Below are 20386 nucleotides of genomic sequence, written 5' to 3'. Positions count from 1 at the left end.
GAACCTGACATGACCCAAGTAAATCTCGGCACCGCCAACGAATTCATCGCCCGTCACATCGGCCCGCGCGCCGGTGACGAGCAAGCCATGCTCAACAGCCTCGGCTTCGATTCGCTCGAAGCCCTGAGCGCCAGCGTCATCCCGGAAAGCATCAAGGGCACCAGCGTGCTAGGCCTCGACGACGGCCTGAGCGAAGCCGATGCCCTGGCGATGATCAAAGGCATCGCCGGCAAGAACCAACTGTTCAAGACCTACATCGGCCAGGGCTACTACAACTGCCACACGCCGTCGCCGATCCTGCGCAACCTGCTGGAAAACCCGGCCTGGTACACCGCTTACACCCCGTACCAGCCAGAAATTTCCCAAGGCCGTCTCGAAGCGCTGCTGAACTTCCAGACCCTGATCAGCGACCTCACCGGCCTGCCGATCGCCAACGCATCCCTGCTCGACGAAGCCACCGCCGCTGCCGAAGCCATGACCTTCTGCAAACGCCTGAGCAAGAACAAGGGCAGCCACCAATTCTTCGCCTCGATCCACAGCCACCCGCAAACCCTCGACGTACTGCGCACCCGTGCCGAGCCGCTGGGCATCGACGTGGTCGTGGGCGATGAACGCGAACTGACCGACGTGACGCCGTTCTTCGGTGCGCTGCTGCAATACCCGGCCAGCAACGGTGATGTGTTCGACTACCGCGAACTGACCGAACGCTTCCACGCTGCCAACGCACTGGTCGCCGTGGCCGCTGACCTGCTGGCCCTGACCCTGCTGACCCCGCCGGGCGAGTTCGGCGCCGACGTGGCGATCGGCAGCGCCCAGCGTTTCGGCGTTCCGCTGGGCTTTGGTGGCCCGCACGCGGCTTACTTCTCCACCAAAGATGCGTTCAAGCGCGACATGCCCGGCCGTCTGGTCGGTGTTTCGGTTGACCGCTTCGGCAAGCCGGCCCTGCGTCTGGCGATGCAGACCCGCGAGCAACACATCCGCCGCGAGAAAGCCACGTCGAACATCTGCACCGCGCAAGTGCTGCTGGCCAACATCGCCAGCATGTACGCCGTGTATCACGGCCCGAAAGGCCTGACCCAGATCGCCAACCGCGTGCATCACCTGACTGCGATCCTGGCCAAGGGCCTGAGCGCACTGGGCGTGACCGTCGAGCAAGCCAGCTTCTTCGACACCCTGACCCTGGCCACCGGCGCGCAAACTGCCGCGCTGCATGACAAGGCTCGCGCTCAACAGATCAACCTGCGGGTGATCGATGCCCAGCGTCTGGGTCTGTCGGTCGACGAAACCACCACCCTGGCGGATATCGAAACCCTGTGGAACCTGTTCGCCGACGGCAAGGCTTTGCCTGATTTCGCTGCTCTCGCCGCTGCCGCGCAAAGCACCATTCCTGCCGCGCTGGTTCGTCAGTCGCCGATCCTGAGCCACCCGGTGTTCAACCGTTATCACTCGGAAACCGAGCTGATGCGCTACCTGCGCAAACTGGCGGACAAGGATCTGGCACTGGACCGCACCATGATCCCGCTGGGTTCGTGCACCATGAAACTCAACGCTGCCAGCGAAATGATCCCGGTGACTTGGGCCGAATTCGGCGCCCTGCACCCGTTCGCCCCGGCCGAGCAAAGCGCCGGTTACCAGCAACTGACCGACGAACTGGAAGCGATGCTCTGCGCCGCCACCGGTTACGACTCGATCTCGCTGCAACCGAACGCTGGTTCCCAGGGTGAGTACGCAGGTCTGCTGGCGATTCGCGCCTATCACCAGAGCCGTGGCGAAGACCGTCGCGACATCTGCCTGATCCCGTCGTCCGCCCACGGCACCAACCCGGCGACCGCCAACATGGCCGGCATGCGCGTGGTCGTGACCGCGTGCGACGCCCGTGGCAACGTGGACATCGAAGACCTGCGCGCCAAGGCCATCGAGCACCGTGAACACCTCGCGGCGCTGATGATCACCTACCCGTCGACCCACGGCGTGTTCGAAGAAGGCATCCGCGAAATCTGCGGCATCATTCATGACAACGGCGGCCAGGTGTACATCGACGGCGCCAACATGAACGCGATGGTCGGCCTCTGCGCACCGGGCAAGTTCGGCGGCGACGTCTCGCACCTGAACCTGCACAAGACTTTCTGCATTCCGCACGGCGGTGGCGGCCCGGGCGTCGGCCCGATCGGCGTGAAATCGCACCTGACTCCGTTCCTGCCGGGCCACGGCCACATGGAGCGCAAGGAAGGCGCGGTCTGTGCAGCACCGTTCGGCAGCGCGAGCATTCTGCCGATCACCTGGATGTACATTCGCATGATGGGTGGTGCCGGTCTCAAGCGCGCTTCGCAGCTGGCGATCCTCAATGCCAACTACATTTCCCGTCGCCTGGAAGAGCACTACCCAGTGCTGTACACCGGCAGCAACGGTCTGGTGGCGCACGAGTGCATCCTCGATCTGCGCCCACTGAAAGACAGCAGCGGCATCAGCGTCGATGACGTCGCCAAGCGTCTGATCGACTTCGGCTTCCACGCCCCGACCATGTCGTTCCCGGTGGCCGGCACGTTGATGATTGAGCCGACCGAAAGCGAATCCAAGGAAGAACTGGACCGCTTCTGCGACGCCATGATCCGCATCCGCGAAGAAATCCGCGCAGTGGAAAACGGCACGCTGGACAAGGACGACAACCCGCTGAAGAACGCTCCGCACACCGCAGCGGAACTGGTTGGCGAGTGGACTCACCCGTACAGCCGCGAACAGGCGGTGTACCCGGTGGCGTCGTTGATCGAAGGCAAATACTGGCCGCCGGTCGGTCGCGTCGACAACGTGTTCGGCGACCGCAACCTGGTCTGCGCCTGCCCGTCGATCGAAAGCTACGCTTGACCTGTAAGGGGGCGGGTTCGCCCGCCCCTTTCATGCGTGCCTGATGTGCCTATAACAAGAAACCGGAGAACAACCATGTCGTTAAGCGTGTTCGACCTGTTCAAGATTGGCATCGGCCCCTCCAGCTCCCACACCGTCGGCCCGATGCGCGCAGCTGCGCGCTTCGTCGAAGGCCTGCGTCGGGAAAACCTGTTGTCGGCCACCACCAGCGTCAGGGTCGAGTTGTACGGATCCCTCGGCGCCACTGGCAAGGGTCACGGCAGCGACAAGGCCGTGCTGCTGGGCCTGGAAGGTGAACATCCGGACACCGTGGATACTGAAACCGTCGCCGCCCGTCTCTCGGAGATCCGTGGCAACGGGCGTTTAAACCTGCTCGGTGAACACAGCATTGCGTTCAACGAGAAAGAACACCTGGCAATGATCCGCAAGCCGTTGGCCTATCACCCCAACGGCATGATCTTCCGCGCCTTCGATGCGGCGGGATTGCAGATCCGCAGCCGCGAGTACTACTCGGTCGGCGGTGGGTTTGTGGTCGACGAAGACGCGGCCGGCGCCGACCGGATCGTCGAAGACGCCACCCCGCTGACCTTCCCGTTCAAAAGTGCCAAGGACTTGCTCGGTCACTGCGCCACCTACGGGCTGTCGATCAGTCAGGTGATGCTGACCAACGAAAGCGCCTGGCGCCCGGAAGCGGAAACCCGCGCCGGCCTGCTGAAAATCTGGCAAGTGATGCAGGACTGCGTGGCCGCCGGCTGTCGCAACGAAGGCATCCTGCCGGGTGGGCTCAAGGTCAAGCGGCGGGCGGCGGCGTTGCACCGGCAACTGTGCAAGAACCCGGAATCGTCGCTGCGTGATCCGCTGTCGGTGCTGGACTGGGTCAACCTCTACGCCCTCGCCGTCAACGAAGAAAACGCCAACGGCGGGCGCGTGGTCACGGCACCAACCAATGGCGCAGCGGGGATCATCCCTGCGGTGCTGCATTACTACATGCGCTTCATTCCCGGTGCGAACGATGACGGCGTGGTGCGCTTCCTGCTCACCGCCGCGGCCATCGGCATTCTGTACAAGGAAAACGCCTCGATCTCCGGTGCCGAAGTCGGTTGTCAGGGCGAGGTCGGCGTGGCCTGTTCGATGGCGGCCGGCGCGTTGTGCGAAGTCCTTGGCGGCAGCGTGCAACAAGTCGAAAACGCCGCTGAAATCGGCATGGAACACAACCTCGGCCTGACCTGTGACCCGATTGGCGGGCTGGTGCAGGTGCCGTGCATCGAGCGCAACGCCATGGGTTCGGTCAAGGCGATCAACGCCGTGCGCATGGCCATGCGCGGAGACGGGCAGCACTTCGTCTCCCTCGACAAGGTCATCCGCACCATGCGCCAGACCGGTGCCGACATGAAAAGCAAATACAAGGAGACCGCCCGTGGCGGTCTGGCGGTCAACATTATCGAGTGCTGATCGCGCCATAAACTCGCTCTCCCTTTGGGAGAGAACACAAAACTGGCCCCCTCTCCCTCCGGGAGAGGGTTGGTGTGAATCAAGGAGTCACGCATGTCCACCGAACAACTGTCGAAAACCCCGCTGCACGCTCTGCACATCGAACTCGGCGCCCGCATGGTCCCGTTCGCCGGCTACGACATGCCGGTGCAATACCCGCTGGGCGTGATGAAAGAACACCAGCACACCCGTGAGCAGGCCGGGCTGTTCGATGTCTCGCACATGGGCCAGATCCGCCTGACCGGCGCCAATGCCGCCAAAGCCCTGGAAACCCTGGTGCCGGTGGACATCATCGACCTGCCGGTGGGCATGCAGCGCTACGCGATGTTCACCAACGAAACCGGCGGCATTCTCGATGACCTGATGGTCGCCAACCTCGGCAACGACGAGTTGTTCCTGGTGGTCAACGCCGCGTGCAAGGACCAGGACCTGGCCCATCTGCAAAAACACATCGGCGACCAGTGCAAGATCGAGCAACTGTTCGAAGAACGCGCCCTGCTCGCCCTGCAAGGCCCGGCCGCCGTGACCGTGCTGGCGCGCCTGGCGCCGGAAGTGGCGAAAATGACTTTCATGCAATTCACCCGCGTGAAGCTGCTGGGCGTTGACTGCTTTGTCAGCCGTTCGGGCTACACCGGTGAAGACGGTTTCGAAATCTCGGTTCCGGCAGCCGACGCAGAAAAACTCGCCCGCGCCCTGCTCGCCGAACCTGAAGTCGCCGCCATCGGCCTCGGCGCCCGTGACTCGCTGCGCCTGGAAGCCGGCCTGTGCCTGTACGGCCACGACATGAACACCGAGACCACCCCGATCGAAGCCAGCCTGCTGTGGGCAATCTCCAAGCCTCGGCGTGCCGATGGTGCACGTGCCGGTAGTTTCCCGGGTGCAGAACAGGTCTTCGCTCAACAGCAGAACGGCGTTCAGCACAAACGCGTCGGCCTGTTGCCGCAAGAGCGTACGCCGGTCCGTGAAGGTGCAGAAATCGTCAACGAAGCGGGCGAGATCGTCGGCAGCGTGTGCAGCGGCGGTTTCGGCCCGACTCTGGGCGGCCCGCTGGCCATGGGTTACCTGGACAGCGCCTACGTCGCACTCGACACGCCAGTTTGGGCGATTGTTCGTGGGAAAAAGGTGCCATTGCTTGTAAGCAAAATGCCATTTGTTCCACAACGCTACTATCGCGGTTGATTGACTGTTTCTATAAGTAACGCGATTGCGTTATGCGTGCACTAATGTGTAACGCGATCGCCATAAAACAGTGCACTCCGTTTACATTCGATTCGAATATGAACTTGGCTTATAACGTTCGAAAACAATTGAACAAGCCAATCGAATAAGCCGGACTAGTGGACCGACTAAGTGCCAGCAAGCGCAGGAAAACCGGGGCCTTCGCGGGGCTTGTTTTTTCTCCCGTAGTTGGCGTAGAGTTTGTCCACTGTGTTTGCATGGGTCAGCTTGGAATCGTGACCTGGGCAGTAGCCTACAAGTTAGCTACATCCCGTTCGACGTCTTCTTACTCTCCTGCAACCAGCCCCAGTACTCTTTCACGAGAAGGAGACTGTCATCAATTTATGCGTCAAAGGAAATAAGAAATGTCCACACGTCAGAGCGGTACCGTCAAGTGGTTTAACGACGAGAAAGGTTTTGGTTTTATCACTCCAGAAAGCGGTCCGGATCTGTTCGTGCATTTCCGCGCCATTCAGGGCAACGGCTTCAAGAGCCTGAAAGAAGGCCAGAAAGTGACCTTCGTTGCAGTGCAAGGCCAGAAAGGCATGCAAGCTGACGAAGTCATCGCAGAAGCCTGATTTTCTGTAACGAAAAAGCCCCTGATATTGATATCAGGGGCTTTTTTGTGGGCGCAAATCCGTAAAATGGCGCTTCACTTTCCGTCCAGAGGCTGCCATGTCGAAACACCTGCTCACTCCCCAGGGCGATTTCCCCGCCGTCGGCCTGGGCCGTCGTCTGGCAGCGATGTTCTATGACTTTCTGCTGTGCACCGCCCTGCTGATCGTGACCGGTGGCGTCTACAAGATGATTCAGGCCGCGATCATCGGTGAAGAGCGTCTGCGGGTTCTGACCGACGCCGGGCAACTGGACGGCGATCCACTGTACTCCACGGTGCTGCTGTTGGTGTTGTTCGGCTTCTTCGCCAAGTTCTGGACTCACGCCGGACAGACCCTGGGCATGCAGGTCTGGGGCATTCGCGTGCAGAACGCCGATGGCACCGCGATCAGCCTGTGGCAGGCGTTGCTGCGATTCATGGTGTCGATTGCGTCGTGGCTGTGCCTGGGCCTGGGGTTCTTCTGGTCGCTGTTCGACAAACAGAAACGCGCCTGGCATGACATCTACTCCGACACGAAGCTCGTGCGAATTCCGAAGAAAACCAAGTAATCGTCCAGATGCAAAAACGCCCCGATCCAATCGGGGCGTTTTTGTTTGCGTCGCAAGGTCAGGCGTTGCCGGCCAGTTTCATGCGCGCGGCCTGAGTGAAATCGAGCATGCGCTTGAGCGGGCGGATCGCCTGAGGAATGAGAGCCGGGTCGACGAAGATCTCGTTCGAGCCCTCCTTCAGGCACTTGAGCGTGCGTTCAAGGGTGTTCATGGCCATCCACGGGCAATGTGCGCAACTGCGACACGCCGCGCCGTTACCGGCGGTTGGCGCTTCGATGAAGACCTTGTCCGGGCACAGCTGCTGCATCTTGTAGAAGATGCCGCGATCGGTGGCGACGATCAGGGTCTTGTTCGGCAGCGATTGCGCGGCAGCAATCAACTGACTGGTGGAGCCGACGGCGTCCGCCAGTTCGATCACCGAGGTCGGCGACTCCGGGTGCACCAGAATGGCGGCGTCCGGGTACAGCGCTTTCATGTCTTCCAGTTGCTTGGACTTGAACTCTTCGTGGACGATGCAGGCACCGTCCCAAAGCAGCATGTCGGCGCCGGTCTGACGCTGAATGTAGGTGCCCAGATGCTTGTCCGGGCCCCAGATAATGGTTTCGCCGTTGTCCATCAGGCTCTCGACGATTTCCAGTGCGCAACTGGAGGTCACTACCCAGTCGGCGCGGGCTTTGACCGCGGCCGAGGTGTTGGCATAAACCACCACGGTGCGCTCCGGATGCTGATCGCAGAACGCCGAGAACTCGTCCACCGGACAACCCAGATCCAGCGAGCAGGTCGCTTCCAGGGTCGGCATCAGCACGCGCTTTTCAGGGTTGAGAATCTTCGCGGTCTCGCCCATGAATTTCACGCCGGCGACCACCACGGTCTTGGCCGGATGGGCGTTGCCGAAGCGAGCCATTTCCAGGGAATCGGACACGCAACCGCCGGTTTCTTCGGCGAGGGCCTGGATGATCGGATCGCAATAAAAGTGGGCAACCAGCACCGCGTCCTGAGCCTTGAGCTCGGCGGCGATGGCGGAACGGTAATAAGCCTCTTCCTCGGCCGTCAGCGGCTTGGGCTGCTTGGCGTCGAGGTGGGCTTGTACCAGAAGGCGTTCGGAAATCTGCGTCATGTTCGCAAGACCTGCAGGCGCATTCGCGCGAAAGTCGAGTATACACCCGGCTCCGGACCGCTTGAGGGTACCGCCGGGAGAGTGAGTATTATCAGGCACGGACAGCATTGAAGCTGCGCAAGGCTACAGAATATCCCGTTGATACAAAAGATGATTCTGACCTGCGTCACGGCGGGAAGAAACGAAGGGAGGGATGCCCGAATCGCAGGCAAAAAAAACCCGGAAATCCTCACTTTCGTGGGCCTTCCGGATTTTCTAAACCGCCAAATATGGTGGGTCGTGTGGGATTCGAACCTACGACCAATTGGTTAAAAGCCAACTGCTCTACCAACTGAGCTAACGACCCGCTGTGTGGTGGCGCGTATAATACTGATTTTTAAGGACTATTCAACACCTAATTTGAAAAAAATCAAAAATAAGGTGTCGGGTCGCTGATTCCGGCCGCCGCGAAGCCTTCTGCACGCAGTCGGCAGCTGTCGCATTTACCGCAAGCGCGGCCGTCATCGTCGGCCTGATAGCAGGAAACAGTCAGCCCGTAATCAACGCCAAGCTTCACGCCCGCCTGGACGATCTGCGCCTTGCTCAGGTTCTGCAGCGGTGCCTGGATGCGGAAACCATTGCCTTCGACGCCAGCCTTGGTTGCCAGATTGGCCATGCGCTCGAACGACTCGATGAACTCCGGACGGCAATCCGGGTAACCGGAGTAGTCCACCGCGTTGACGCCGATAAAGATGTCACGGGCGCCGAGCACTTCAGCCCAGCCCAGAGCCAGCGACAGGAAAACCGTGTTGCGCGCCGGCACGTAAGTCACCGGGATGCCTTCGCCCAGCTCTTCCGGGATATCGATGCTGGTGTCGGTCAGGGCCGAACCGCCCATACCGTTCAGGTTCAGGCCGATCACCTTGTGCTCGACCACACCCAGATCGCGGGCAACGCGAGCAGCGGCATTCAGTTCAGCGTGAGAACGCTGACCGTAATCGAAACTCATGGTGTAACAGGCGTAGCCTTCAGCGCGGGCCATGGCCACGACAGTGGCGGAATCCAGACCACCCGACAGCAGGATTACCGCACGTTTCTGGCTAGTGTTCAGTTGTTCAGTCATCTCAGCGCCCCGGCTCATCATTCCATAGATATTTATGCAGCTGCAGTTGCAGGCGCACTGGCAGGTTATCCGCCACCACCCAGTCCGCCAGATCCCGAGCGTTCAGGTCGTGGTGACTTGGAGAAAACAGCACTTCACCCGCACGTCGCTCAAGACCGTACTGGATCAGCTTCGATACCGCCCAGTCGTAGTCCTCCCTCGAGCAGATGACAAACTTCACCTGATCGTTGGGCGTCAGCAGTTCGATGTTCTCGTAACGGTTGCGATGGGCTTCTTTGGAGTCAGGCGTCTTCAGGTCGACCACCCGACTGACTCGCGGATCGACCGCCGAAATATCGAGGGCACCGCTGGTTTCCAGCGAGACTTCGTAGCCGGCATCGCACAACTGCTTGAGCAAAGGGATGGCATTGGGTTGTGCCAGCGGCTCACCGCCAGTGACGCAGACGTAGCGCGGGCGAAAGCCGGCCACTTGCTCGAGGATGTCGTCGAGGGTACGGATCGTGCCGCCGCTGAACGCGTAGGCGCTGTCACAGTATTGGCAACGCAATGGGCAACCGGTCAGGCGCACAAAAACTGTGGGCAGCCCGGCAGTCCGCGTTTCCCCCTGCAACGAGTAGAAAACTTCGGTGATTCTCAATGTGTCTTGCATAGTCGCCACGGGCGTAACAGCTAAACAGGCTGTCCGCCTCCGTCAGGCACTTCAGGCAACCCCGCCAACGCGTAGATCACCAGAAGCGTGTTTCATAAAAGGGCGTGAATTCTAACGAAAAAACCCGCGACAAGCGCGGGTTTCTTCCAAACGGGTCAAAGCTGTTACATGCGTTGCAGATCGCGCTGGGCCAATTGAGCGGCGGAGGTACCCGGATACTGGGCCACCACCTGCTGCAGAATGCCTTTGACCTTGTCGGTATGACCGAGGCGCCGTTCTACGTCAGCCAGCTTGTACAGCGAATCCGGCACTTTGGCGTGCTTGGGATACAGCTGCGACACCTTGGCGAAAGCCTGACCTGCACCTTGCAGATCGCCTTTGGCCAGGTTCACTTCACCCAACCAGTACTGGGCGTTGCCCGCGTATTGGCTGTTCGGGTATTTACGCAGGAAAGCGGCAAACGCCTGGCTGGCCTTGTCGAAATCCTTGGCCTTGATCAGGTCGAAAGCTGCATCGTAATACAGCTTTTCCTTGGCCGGATCAGCCGGTTCGCTACCTGCGGCAGGTGCCTGGGCGGCCGCAGCGGCCCCGGCTCCAGCGGCGGCACCGGCAGCAGCACTTGCATCGCCACCGGCAGAAGAATTCTCGGGAGTCGCGGCAGGTGCAACGCCGGATCCTATGCGCCGATCAAGATCCTGGTATCGCTCCAGGGATTCCTGCTTCATGCGCGAAACTTGGTTCTGCAGTTCTTCGATCACGCCTTGCTGGCGCGATATCTGATCCTGCATTTGTTGCAGTTGGTTGAACAGCATGCCGTTTGCCGAGGCAGGGGCCGAAGCCGCTCCCCCGGCATAGGCGCCGTTCGTACCGTAACCTGCAGGCGGATAACTGCTCCCGCTATTGTTATAACCGGAGTTGTCATCGACCACAGGAACCGCAGCCCATGCCGCAAGCGGCGCGAGGCTGAGAGCCAGAACAGTTACAGCACGACGGCACGTTCGCATATCGAATTACTTACGCAGTTCGACGCGACGGTTTTGAGCCCAGGACTGCTCGTCGTTGCCGGTAGCAACTGGACGCTCTTCGCCGTAGGAAACCAGTTCCAGCTGAGCTGGGGAAACACCTTGCAGTACCAGGTAGCGCTGAACGGCTTTCGCACGACGCTCGCCCAGTGCCATGTTGTACTCACGAGTACCACGTTCGTCGGTGTTGCCTTCCAGAACAACGCGAGCGCCGTTTGCTTTCAGGTCTTTGGCGTGAACGTCCAGAGCGCGCATGGCTTCTGGCTTCAGGTCCGAGCTGTCGTATTCGAAGTAGAAGGTGGTGATTGCGCGCAGAGCAGCTTCTTCGCTCAGGGAACCGTCAACTGCACCAGTGTTTGCGCCGTAACCAGCGTTTGGATCAACAGCGCCTTCACCGGCGTTGTCGCCGCCTTTGGACGAGCAACCTACAGCTACAGCCATGGCCAGAGCCAGCGCAGCAAATTTACCAAACTTCAGCATTTCCATCGTGAAACTCCTAATGAACCCCAGTGTGTTAAGTAAAACGTAAAGCGCCGCGTCAGTTCAGGTAAGGGGACCAGGACGGTTCTCTGACTTCGCCTTGAGCGGTAGGAAGCGGGAGCCTCACGCGTCCATTAATGGACACGAGCATCAAGACTCCCCGGCCCTGCTGGCGGGTGGCGTAGATTACCATGGTGCCGTTGGGCGCAACAGTAGGCGACTCGTCCAGAGTGCTATCAGTGAGGATTTTTACACTTCCGCGCTGCAAATCCTGGGCCGCCACTTTGAAATTGGTGAAACCGTCCTGACGATGGATCATCACCAGGGTCTTTTCATCCGCCGAAAGCTTGGGGTTGGCGTTGTAGTTGCCCACGAACGTCACACGCTCGGCACCACCGCCACCGGCACTGGTCTTGTAGATCTGCGGCTTGCCACCACGGTCGGAGGTGAAGTAGATGGTCGAACCATCCTTGCCCCAGTACGGTTCGGTGTTGATGCCAGGACCTGCGGTCACACGGGTGATCTGACGCGAACCCAGGTTCATCACGTAGATGTCCGGGTTACCATCTTTCGACAGCACGAACGCCAGGCGATTGCCGTCCGGCGACCAGGCTGGCGCGCCATTCAGGCCTTCGAAGTTGGTGATCTGCTCGCGGCGACCGGTGTCGATGTTCTGCATGAAGATGCGCGGACGCTTCTGTTCGAACGACACGTAGGCGATACGCTTGCCGTCCGGTGCAAAACGCGGCGACAGGATCGGCTCGCGCGATTGCAGCAGGGTCACGGCGCGGGCGCCGTCATAGTCCGAGCGCTGCAGGGTGTAACGGGTGTTCTTCTCGGAGAAACGCTCGGCTGTGACGTACAGCAGGCGAGTCGAGAATGCACCTTTAATACCGGTCAGCTTTTCGAACGACTGATCGGAGATGAAGTGAGCCATGTCACGCAGTTGTTCGGTGGTACCGGACACACTGCCGTCAGCCACTTTCTGCTCGGTGGCGACGTTGAACAGAGCCCACTGCACCTGCAGACGGCCACCGGCCGGCGCGATGCTGCCGACCATCATGTATTGCGCGCCCACCGCCTTCCAGTCACGGAAGATGATTTCGCTCGGCTGGCTTGGCTGGCTGATCATGTTTTGCTTTGGAATCGGCGAGTAATAGCCCGAGTTGCGCAAATCGTTACCAATGATTTCAGCCATGTCATCCGGCAGGACGGCACCGCCCTGGAAACCGAACGGTACGACGGCGATCGGAGTTGCCCGATCGCTGCCGCTGGTGACCAGAATGTTCTTTTCATCCGCCATCGCGATCCCTGCCATGCAGCAGATCACGACCAGCATTCCTCGAAGAAGGTTTCTCACAAGGCTAGATCCTCAGGTGTGAATGTCATCTTGAATGAACGATACGGAGCGAAATCGCTCGGCTTCATTCCCTGCATTTCCGTCAAACGTCCAATATTCTTGACCGCTGCCACTGCCGACGCATCGAACGGACCGTCGCCACTGGACTTGGCCACGCTGACCGAAGTCACCGTACCGTCCGGCAACATGCCGATCTGCAGCACAACCGTCATGCCTTTGCGTGCCGAAGGTGGACGTGCCCAGCCTTCCGCTGCCCGCGCACGAATCAGGTCATCGAAACTGCCCGCGACTTCATCGCCCTGCTCATCGGCCAAGGCCTGCTGGCGCTGCGGCGTGTCCGAAAGCAAATCTGCCAGGGCCTGAGCCTTTTTGTCTTCGGCGGATTTACGTGCCGCGTCCTGCGCTTTCTTCTTCGCAGCATCGGCAGCAGCTTTCTTCTTCGCGTCTTCGGCGACTTTCTTCTTCGCCTCTTCAGCTTCAGCTTTCTTCTTGGCGTCTTCGGCGGCTTTCTTCTTCGCGTCTTCGACGATCTTCTTCTTGGCTTCTTCAGCGGCCGCTTTCTTGGCCTCTTCTTCAGCAGCCTTCTTGGCTTCTTCTTCGGCTTTCTTCTTGGCTATATCAGCCAATTGTTTCTCTTCTGCCTTCTTGGCTTCGGCGGCTTTCTTCGCGTCGTCGGCTTTCTTGGCTTCATCAGCCTTCTTCGCCTCGTCCGCTTTCTTCGCCTCATCGGCCTTCTTGGCTTCCTCGGCCTTTTGAGCCGCTTCTTCTTTCTTTTGTTCCGCAGCCTTCACCGCTTCCTGCTCGACCTTTTTCTGCTCCATCTGCTCGACTTCGGTCTGGCGTGCGGCGGATTTCTTCGCCTCACCCGCAATCTTCTGATTGGTCTGGGTGGTTGCCTGACTTTTCGATTTCAGCTGGTACAGGGTCGCCTGGACAATCGGCTTGGCCGGCGGCAGCTCCGGGGTCAGGGCGAAACTGACGAACAGCATGCCGAACACCAGCACGTGCAAGCCAATCGCCCAGACACTAGGCCAGAAGTAGCTTTCCGAGGCGGACGGCTCTCGCTGTTGCTGCATCAGGGCGCCTCGGTGATCAAGCCAACGTTACCGACCCCGGCTTTCTGCAACCCGCCCATGGCGCCCATGACGGAGCCATAATCGACGGACTTGTCGCCACGGATGAAGACCTGGGTACGCTTGCCGCCTTCAGTGCCGGCGCGAATGATCTTGGTCACCGCGTCGGTCATCTGTGGCAGGGTCATGGCCCGGTCCTGCTGCTTCTCGGTGTCGACTTCGCTGCCAAGGTTCCAGTAGTAGGTCTTGTCCGACTTGATCGAAATGGTCAGCACCTGGGTGTTGTTGTCCTGCGGCAAGGCTTCGCTGGAAACCTTGGGCAGATCCACTTTCACGCCCTGATTGAGCATCGGCGCAGTCACCATGAAGATGACCAGCAGCACCAGCATCACGTCGATGTAAGGCACTACGTTCATCTCGGCGACCGGCTTGCGCTTGTGTCGGGCTCGAGTGATTAAAGCCATCGGGAAATACCTGCTTATTCTTCGCTGGTGTGCACTTTGCGGTGCAGGATCGCCTGGAATTCATCGGCGAAGGTGTAGTAGCGGCTCAGCAAGGTTTCGCTGCGGGCAGAGAAACGGTTGTAAGCGATAACGGCCGGGATCGCGGCGAACAGACCGATCGCGGTGGCGATCAGGGCTTCGGCGATGCCCGGTGCCACGGTGGCCAGGGTTGCCTGTTGGGCGCTGGCCAGACCACGGAAGGAGTTCATGATGCCCCAGACGGTACCGAACAGACCGATGTACGGGCTGACGGAACCGACGGTGGCGAGGAACGGCAGGCTCTGCTCGAGCTTTTCTTCTTCACGGGAGATGGCGACGCGCATGGCACGGGCCACACCTTCCATTACCGCTTCAGGGTCGACACCTGGCTGCTGACGCAGACGGGAGAACTCCTTGAAGCCGGCACGGAAGATCTGCTCGACACCCGAATCCGGATCCGGGTTGCTGCCGGCCTGACGGTAGAGTTTGGACAGGTCGATACCCGACCAGAAGCGCTCTTCGAAGCTCTCCAGGGCACGTCGACCGGCGCGCAGCAGGTTGCTGCGCTGAAAGATCATGATCCATGAGGTCACCGATGCGGCTACCAGGGTCAACATTACCAACTGCACCACGATGCTGGCATTGCTGACCAGGCTCCACATGGAGGAATGGTCGACGACGTTAGCTTCCACGCTTTATCTCCTGCTTTGAGTGTGTACCCGTGCCGACCGCGTCGGCAAAGGCCGCACGCAGGTCTTCGGGAAGGGCCCGGGGTTTCAAACTGTTAGTGCGCACACAGGCCACCAGAAACTGCCCTTCGCAGAGCAGCACATTATCCGTTGCCCGCCTGACCTGCTGTCGAAAGCGCAGGCTGGCACGGTTCAATTCGATTACATCAGCGCTTACCAGAAGCTCGTCGTCCAGTCGCGCCGGCGCGTGATAACGCGCTTCGCTGGAATGCACGACGAACAACAGGTCCTCCCCTGCCAGCGCCGACTGGGCAAAGCCCAGCTCCCGGAGCCGCTCGGTTCGAGCCCGTTCCATAAACTTGAGGTAATTAACGTAATACACGATGCCGCCCGCATCGGTGTCCTCGTAATAAACGCGACAACGATGTGCGAACGGCTCAAGCCCGTTTTGCGCGCGCATACTCTAGTGCTTACTCCTCGGGTTGCCAATCCGGCCAGGCAACTGTTTTTCATTGTTCGAAGGCTTTACCGCAAAAGTACCGTCCTGAGACAGTACAAACGCTGAATAAATCGACAATAAATGTGTATTAATCGTCCACGGCATCGAGAAACTCGTCTACCACGGGCATCTCGCCCATTCGTGTCGGAATGTTTAAACCAAAATGCAGGTACGCGTGACGAGTAACCACCCTGCCCCGCGGCGTCCGCATGATGTAACCCTGCTGAATCAGATATGGCTCCAGCACGTCTTCAATGGTGTGCCGTTCTTCGCTGATCGCTGCCGCCAGACTGTCGATGCCCACCGGACCACCGTCGAATTTCTCGATCATGGTCAACAGCAGACGCCGGTCCTGATGATCGAAGCCATGTTCGTCGACATCCAGCAGGTTCAGCGCCAGATCCGCGACAGCCTTGGTGATGTGGCCCTTGGCGCGGACTTCGGCGAAATCCCGCACCCGGCGCAACAGTCGGTTGGCGATCCGCGGCGTACCACGGGCGCGGCGGGCAATCTCGAACGACCCTTCCGGATCCAGCGGCAGGCCGAGGATGCTCGCCGAACGGCTGACAATCGTTGCCAGGTCTGCGGTGCTGTAGAACTCGAGACGCTGGACGATACCGAAACGGTCGCGCAACGGGTTGGTCAGCATGCCCGCCCGCGTGGTCGCACCGACCAGAGTGAACGGCGGCAGATCGAGCTTGATCGAACGCGCCGCCGGCCCTTCACCGATCATGATGTCGAGCTGGAAGTCTTCCATCGCTGGGTACAGCACTTCTTCGACGATCGGCGAGAGGCGATGGATTTCATCGATGAACAGCACGTCGTGCGGCTCAAGATTGGTCAAGAGCGCCGCCAGATCCCCCGGACGTTCCAGCACCGGGCCGGAAGTGCTCTTGATCGACACGCCCATTTCCTGGGCGATGATGTTGGCCAGCGTGGTTTTACCCAACCCCGGCGGACCGAAGATCAGGGTGTGGTCGAGGGATTCGCTACGGCCACGGGCGGCCTGGATAAACAGTTCCATCTGCTCGCGAACGGTCGGCTGGCCGATGTATTCGGCCAGGCTGACGGGACGTATCGCCCGATCCTGGACTTCTTCGCGCTCACGCGGACTGTGCGTGGCGGCGATCAGACGATCAGCTTCAATCACTTAAATCATTCCCTTCAGGGCGCGTCGAATCATGTCTTCGCTGCTCAGGCCTTTCTCTTTGATCGCGGAAATCGCCTTGCTCGCTTCCTGTGGCTTGTAGCCCAGGGAAATCAGCGCGCTGACCGCATCGTTCTCGGCGGTGTTGACCGGCGCCGGGCCGTCCGGCTGGTTCGGCACCAATGCGAACATGGCCGGCGAGGTTTCCCAGGCCTTGAAGCGATCCTTGAGTTCGACCAGAAGACGCTCGGCAGTTTTCTTGCCCACGCCCGGCACCTTGGTCAACGCCGAGGTGTCCTGGGACTGCACGCAGCGGATCAGCTCGTCGACTTCCAGACTCGACATCAAGGCCAGGGCCAGTTTCGGCCCCACACCATTGAGACGGATCAACTCGCGAAAAAAGTCTCGCTCACGCTTGCCGGCAAAACCATAGAGTAACTGCGCGTCTTCGCGTACGACCAAATGGGTGTGCAAGGTCAGCGGTTCACCGACCGACGGCAGACGATAAAGGGTGGTCATGGGCACTTCCAGCTCATACCCGAGGCCGTTTACATCCAGAATCAGGTGCGGCGGCTGTTTCTCAGCCAGAGTGCCGCGCAAGCGTCCAATCACGTTTCAGATCCTTGAGCGTTGGCCAGCCGTGGGCTGGCGACCGACAGAACATGGATTGACGGCCGACGACCCAGGCGCGAAATCCACATTCCGTGAAATTGACTGCTGATGCTATCAGAGACGCAGGCGCCCGCCACGACTGCGTGCCGTTCCCAAGCCGTGCGGCAACAGACTGGAGCGGGTGTGGGCGTGACAAATGGCAATCGCCAGGGCATCTGAAGCGTCGATTTGCGGTTTGCTGGTCAGCTTGAGCATGTGCATGACCATCATCTGCACCTGCTCTTTATTGGCAGCGCCAGTTCCCACCACAGCCTGCTTGACCTGGGTGGCCGTGTACTCGGCGATTTCCAGGCTTTCTTCGGCGCCGGCAACGATAGCGGCCCCACGGGCCTGCCCGAGCTTCAGCGCCGAATCGGCGTTTTTCGCCATGAACACCTTTTCGATGCCCATAGTGACCGGGCCATAGGTCTGGATGATTTCCCGCACGCCGCGATAGACGATCTGCAACCGCTCATGCAGCTCGCCGGCACCGGTGCGGATACAACCCGAGGCGACATAGATGCAGCCGCCGCGTCCGGTATCGCGAACAATGCCGTAACCGGTAATGCGCGAACCGGGGTCGATACCAAGAATTAAAGTCATAAGCCTGCTGGTTCGAAAAAACACAAAAACAAATGTGGGAGATTCCGGGTTGAGGGAAAGCCTCAAACCCGGAATCTCCCACATTGAATCGTAGTCGCTCTCAACCGAGCTGAGCGGCCACGTCTTCCGGAATGTCCGCGTTGGAGTAGACGTTCTGCACGTCGTCCAGGTCTTCCAGCATGTCGATCAGCTTGAGCACCTTCTCCGCGCCCTCCAGATCCAGTTCGGCACTGGTGGTCGGCTGCATGACGATTTCCGCGTCATCACCCTTGAAGCCTGCGGCCTCCAGGGCATTGCGCACCGCGTAGAAACCGGTGAACGAGGTGAACACGTCGATCGAGCCGTCTTCGTGGCTGACCACGTCGTCGGCATCGGCTTCCAGCGCCGCTTCCGTCAGTGCGTCTTCGTCGACGCCCGGGGCAAAGCTGATCTGACCCTTGCGTTCGAACAGATAGGCTACCGAACCGTCGGTACCGAGGTTGCCACCACACTTGCTGAACGCATGACGCACGGCCGCTGCGGTGCGGTTGCGGTTGTCGGTCATGCACTCGACCATCACCGCCACGCCGCCCGGGCCGTAACCTTCGTAGGTCAGCTCTTCAACGTTGTCGGCTTCGGTCGCGCCGGCGCCACGGGCCACGGCACGGTCGATGATGTCGCGGCTCATGTTGGCGCCCAGTGCCTTGTCCAGTGCCAGACGCAGACGCGGGTTGGAGCCCGGATCACCGCCGCCCTGACGGGCCGCCACGGTCAGCTCGCGGATCCACTTGGTGAAGATCTTGCCTCTCTTGGCATCCTGGCGTTCTTTGCGGTGCTTGATGTTCGCCCACTTGGAATGACCTGCCATAACTCGCTCCGAATTCTCTTGAACAATGCCCGCCATGCAAGTGCATCGGCCAGCAAAAAAATCTTGTTTTCAATCACTGCAGAAAGAAAAAAGGCGCATCCGAAGATGCGCCTTCAGGCCCGTCTTACTCGGCCTTTGGCGTTTCGCGCAAACGAATGTGCAATTCGCGCAATGCCTTCGCATCCACGACACCCGGCGCCTGCGTCATCACGTCGGCAGCACTCTGGGTTTTCGGGAAGGCGATCACTTCACGGATCGACTGGGCGCCGGTCATCAGCATCACCAGACGGTCCAGACCGAAGGCCAGACCACCGTGCGGCGGCGCGCCGTATTTCAGGGCGTCGAGCAGGAAGCCGAACTTCTCTTCCTGTTCCGCTTCGTTGATGCCCAGCAGACGGAACACCGCCTGTTGCATCTCTTTACGGTGGATACGGATCGAACCGCCGCCCAGCTCGGTGCCGTTCAGCACCATGTCGTAGGCACGGGACAGAGCGCCGGCCGGGTTGGCTTCCAGCTCTTCCGGCGAGCACTTCGGCGCGGTGAACGGGTGGTGCAGCGCCGAGAAGCTGCCGTCGTCGTTCGATTCGAACATCGGGAAGTCGACGACCCACATCGGCGCCCATTCGCAGGTCAGCAGCTTCAGGTCGTGACCGAGCTTGATACGCAGCGCGCCCAGGGCTTCGCTGACGATCTTGGCCTTGTCGGCGCCGAAGAACACGATGTCACCGTCGACTGCGCCAACGCGATCGAGGATCACGTTCAGGTTGGCTTCCGGGATGTTCTTCACGATCGGCGATTGCAGACCGTCAACACCGGCAGCACGCTCGTTGACCTTGATGTACGCCAGGCCCTTGGCACCGTAGATGCCGACGAACTTGGTGTAGTCGTCGATCTGCTTGCGCGGCATGCTCGCCCCGCCTGGTACGCGCAGTGCGGCGATACGGCATTTCGGATCGTTGGCAGGGCCGCTGAAGACCTTGAAATCAACTTCTTTCAGCTGATCGGCCACGTCGACCAGCTCCAGCGGGTTACGCAGGTCCGGCTTGTCGGAACCGTAACGGCGCATGGCTTCTTCGAACGTCATGTGCGGGAATTCACCGAATTCCAGATCCAGCACTTCCTTGAACAGGTTGCGGATCATGCCTTCGGTCAGGCCCATGATGTCTTTTTCGTCGAGGAAGCTGGTCTCGATGTCGATCTGAGTGAACTCAGGCTGACGGTCGGCACGCAGGTCTTCGTCGCGGAAGCACTTGGCGATCTGGTAGTAGCGGTCGAAGCCGGCAACCATCAGCAGTTGCTTGAACAGCTGTGGCGATTGCGGCAGCGCGAAGAACGAACCGGCGTGGGTACGGCTCGGCACGAGGTAGTCGCGCGCGCCTTCCGGCGTGGCACGGGTCAGGATCGGCGTTTCGACGTCGAGGAAGCCGTTCTCGTCCAGGTAGCGACGGATGCTGGTGGTCATGCGCGAACGCAGACGCAGCTTCTCGGCCATTTCCGGACGACGCAGGTCCAGGAAGCGATAGCGCAGACGGGTTTCTTCGCCAACGTCGGAGAACTCGTTCAGCGGGAACGGCGGGGTTTCCGACTCGTTCAGCACTTCGAGTTCGTAGCCCAGCACTTCGATCATGCCCGACGCCATGTTGGCGTTGGTGGCACCGGCCGGACGCAGACGCACCTTGCCGGTGATCTTCACGACGTATTCGCTGCGCACGCGATCGGCGGCGGCGAAGCTCTCGGCGCGATCCGGATCGAACACTACCTGGGCCAGACCGTCACGATCACGGATATCGAGGAAAATCACCCCGCCGTGGTCGCGACGACGGTGAACCCATCCGCAAAGGGTAATTTCCTGGCCTTCCAGGCTTTCGTTCAGTTGGCCGCAATAATGGCTGCGCATCATGGTAGTGGTTCGCTTCTCGTAATTCGAAAT

The 20386-nt window shown here is 60.1% G+C and carries 20 protein-coding genes and 1 tRNA gene; 5 read left to right on the top strand and 16 right to left on the bottom strand.

All coding sequences use genetic code 11. The features are described from left to right. Window positions 1-9 precede the first annotated feature (9 nt). The 5 genes from gcvP to C1X29_RS08980 all read left to right on the top strand — a co-directional run bounded on the left by gcvP (window position 10) and on the right by C1X29_RS08980 (window position 6735). Window positions 10-2862: an aminomethyl-transferring glycine dehydrogenase gene (gene gcvP / locus C1X29_RS09000; RefSeq protein ID WP_102717268.1), complete on the top strand. Its 2853-nt coding sequence runs from the start codon at window positions 10-12 to the stop codon at window positions 2860-2862. A 75-nt stretch (window positions 2863-2937) separates the two neighbouring features. Beyond that, complete coding sequence (locus tag C1X29_RS08995; RefSeq protein WP_085606607.1) at window positions 2938-4314, top strand: L-serine ammonia-lyase; 1377 nt, start codon at window positions 2938-2940, stop codon at window positions 4312-4314. A 93-nt stretch (window positions 4315-4407) separates the two neighbouring features. Then, window positions 4408-5532, top strand: coding sequence for a glycine cleavage system aminomethyltransferase GcvT (gcvT, locus tag C1X29_RS08990; protein ID WP_102717267.1), 1125 nt, complete (start codon window positions 4408-4410; stop codon window positions 5530-5532). 404 nt (window positions 5533-5936) lie between these two features. Next, the gene (locus C1X29_RS08985) at window positions 5937-6149 is read left to right on the top strand and encodes a cold-shock protein (RefSeq protein WP_007951194.1); all 213 of its coding nucleotides are present in this window, start codon (window positions 5937-5939) and stop codon (window positions 6147-6149) included. 97 nt (window positions 6150-6246) lie between these two features. Beyond that, window positions 6247-6735 carry an RDD family protein gene (locus C1X29_RS08980; RefSeq protein ID WP_102717266.1) on the top strand — a complete coding sequence of 163 codons (489 nt, stop codon included), beginning with the start codon at window positions 6247-6249 and terminating at the stop codon, window positions 6733-6735. Window positions 6736-6793: 58 nt separating this feature from the next. Here C1X29_RS08980 and nadA read toward each other — a convergent pair whose 3' ends face one another. From nadA to aspS, 16 genes are all read right to left on the bottom strand, one after another. Beyond that, the gene (gene nadA / locus C1X29_RS08975; protein ID WP_039766022.1) at window positions 6794-7852 is read right to left on the bottom strand and encodes a quinolinate synthase NadA; all 1059 of its coding nucleotides are present in this window, start codon (window positions 7850-7852) and stop codon (window positions 6794-6796) included. A 270-nt stretch (window positions 7853-8122) separates the two neighbouring features. Next, window positions 8123-8198: transfer RNA gene (locus C1X29_RS08970), tRNA-Lys, on the bottom strand. A 63-nt stretch (window positions 8199-8261) separates the two neighbouring features. After that, window positions 8262-8954, bottom strand: a complete 693-nt coding sequence (gene queC / locus C1X29_RS08965) for a 7-cyano-7-deazaguanine synthase QueC (RefSeq protein ID WP_102687254.1) — start codon at window positions 8952-8954, stop codon at window positions 8262-8264. Between the two features lies 1 nt (window position 8955). Further along, window positions 8956-9603: a 7-carboxy-7-deazaguanine synthase QueE gene (gene queE / locus C1X29_RS08960; protein ID WP_007951198.1), complete on the bottom strand. Its 648-nt coding sequence runs from the start codon at window positions 9601-9603 to the stop codon at window positions 8956-8958. A gap of 164 nt (window positions 9604-9767) precedes the next feature. Beyond that, window positions 9768-10607 carry a tol-pal system protein YbgF gene (gene ybgF / locus C1X29_RS08955; protein ID WP_102717265.1) on the bottom strand — a complete coding sequence of 280 codons (840 nt, stop codon included), beginning with the start codon at window positions 10605-10607 and terminating at the stop codon, window positions 9768-9770. A gap of 6 nt (window positions 10608-10613) precedes the next feature. Next, the gene (gene pal, locus C1X29_RS08950; RefSeq protein WP_003178634.1) at window positions 10614-11111 is read right to left on the bottom strand and encodes a peptidoglycan-associated lipoprotein Pal; all 498 of its coding nucleotides are present in this window, start codon (window positions 11109-11111) and stop codon (window positions 10614-10616) included. 52 nt (window positions 11112-11163) lie between these two features. Then, window positions 11164-12444: a Tol-Pal system beta propeller repeat protein TolB gene (gene tolB, locus C1X29_RS08945; protein WP_162831782.1), complete on the bottom strand. Its 1281-nt coding sequence runs from the start codon at window positions 12442-12444 to the stop codon at window positions 11164-11166. Window positions 12445-12461: 17 nt separating this feature from the next. Beyond that, on the bottom strand, window positions 12462-13541 hold the full coding sequence (gene tolA / locus C1X29_RS08940; protein WP_011335641.1) for a cell envelope integrity protein TolA: 1080 nt from the start codon (window positions 13539-13541) through the stop codon (window positions 12462-12464). Beyond that, window positions 13541-13993, bottom strand: coding sequence for a protein TolR (gene tolR / locus C1X29_RS08935; RefSeq protein ID WP_162130475.1), 453 nt, complete (start codon window positions 13991-13993; stop codon window positions 13541-13543). The genes tolA and tolR overlap by 1 nt, the downstream gene beginning before the upstream one ends. A gap of 23 nt (window positions 13994-14016) precedes the next feature. After that, complete coding sequence (tolQ, locus tag C1X29_RS08930) at window positions 14017-14712, bottom strand: protein TolQ (protein WP_007912733.1); 696 nt, start codon at window positions 14710-14712, stop codon at window positions 14017-14019. Next, window positions 14702-15169: a tol-pal system-associated acyl-CoA thioesterase gene (gene ybgC / locus C1X29_RS08925; protein WP_007951203.1), complete on the bottom strand. Its 468-nt coding sequence runs from the start codon at window positions 15167-15169 to the stop codon at window positions 14702-14704. The genes tolQ and ybgC overlap by 11 nt, the downstream gene beginning before the upstream one ends. A 127-nt stretch (window positions 15170-15296) precedes the next feature. Continuing rightward, on the bottom strand, window positions 15297-16358 hold the full coding sequence (ruvB, locus tag C1X29_RS08920; RefSeq protein WP_085745203.1) for a Holliday junction branch migration DNA helicase RuvB: 1062 nt from the start codon (window positions 16356-16358) through the stop codon (window positions 15297-15299). Continuing rightward, entirely contained in the window at window positions 16359-16967 is a 609-nt protein-coding gene (gene ruvA / locus C1X29_RS08915; protein WP_007951205.1) for a Holliday junction branch migration protein RuvA, read from the bottom strand. A 114-nt stretch (window positions 16968-17081) separates the two neighbouring features. Then, complete coding sequence (gene ruvC, locus C1X29_RS08910; RefSeq protein ID WP_007951206.1) at window positions 17082-17609, bottom strand: crossover junction endodeoxyribonuclease RuvC; 528 nt, start codon at window positions 17607-17609, stop codon at window positions 17082-17084. A gap of 100 nt (window positions 17610-17709) precedes the next feature. Further along, a complete protein-coding gene (locus C1X29_RS08905) occupies window positions 17710-18456 on the bottom strand; it encodes a YebC/PmpR family DNA-binding transcriptional regulator (RefSeq protein ID WP_085745204.1) in 747 nt (248 codons plus the stop codon). A gap of 124 nt (window positions 18457-18580) precedes the next feature. Next, on the bottom strand, window positions 18581-20356 hold the full coding sequence (gene aspS, locus C1X29_RS08900) for an aspartate--tRNA ligase (RefSeq protein WP_102717264.1): 1776 nt from the start codon (window positions 20354-20356) through the stop codon (window positions 18581-18583). Window positions 20357-20386 lie beyond the last annotated feature (30 nt).

Source organism: Pseudomonas sp. GW456-12-10-14-LB2 (assembly GCF_002884345.1).
Classification (GTDB): domain Bacteria; phylum Pseudomonadota; class Gammaproteobacteria; order Pseudomonadales; family Pseudomonadaceae; genus Aquipseudomonas; species Aquipseudomonas paraglycinae.
The sequence above is the reverse complement of the archived record's forward strand: the minus strand, read 5'-3'. Positions and strand labels throughout refer to the sequence as shown.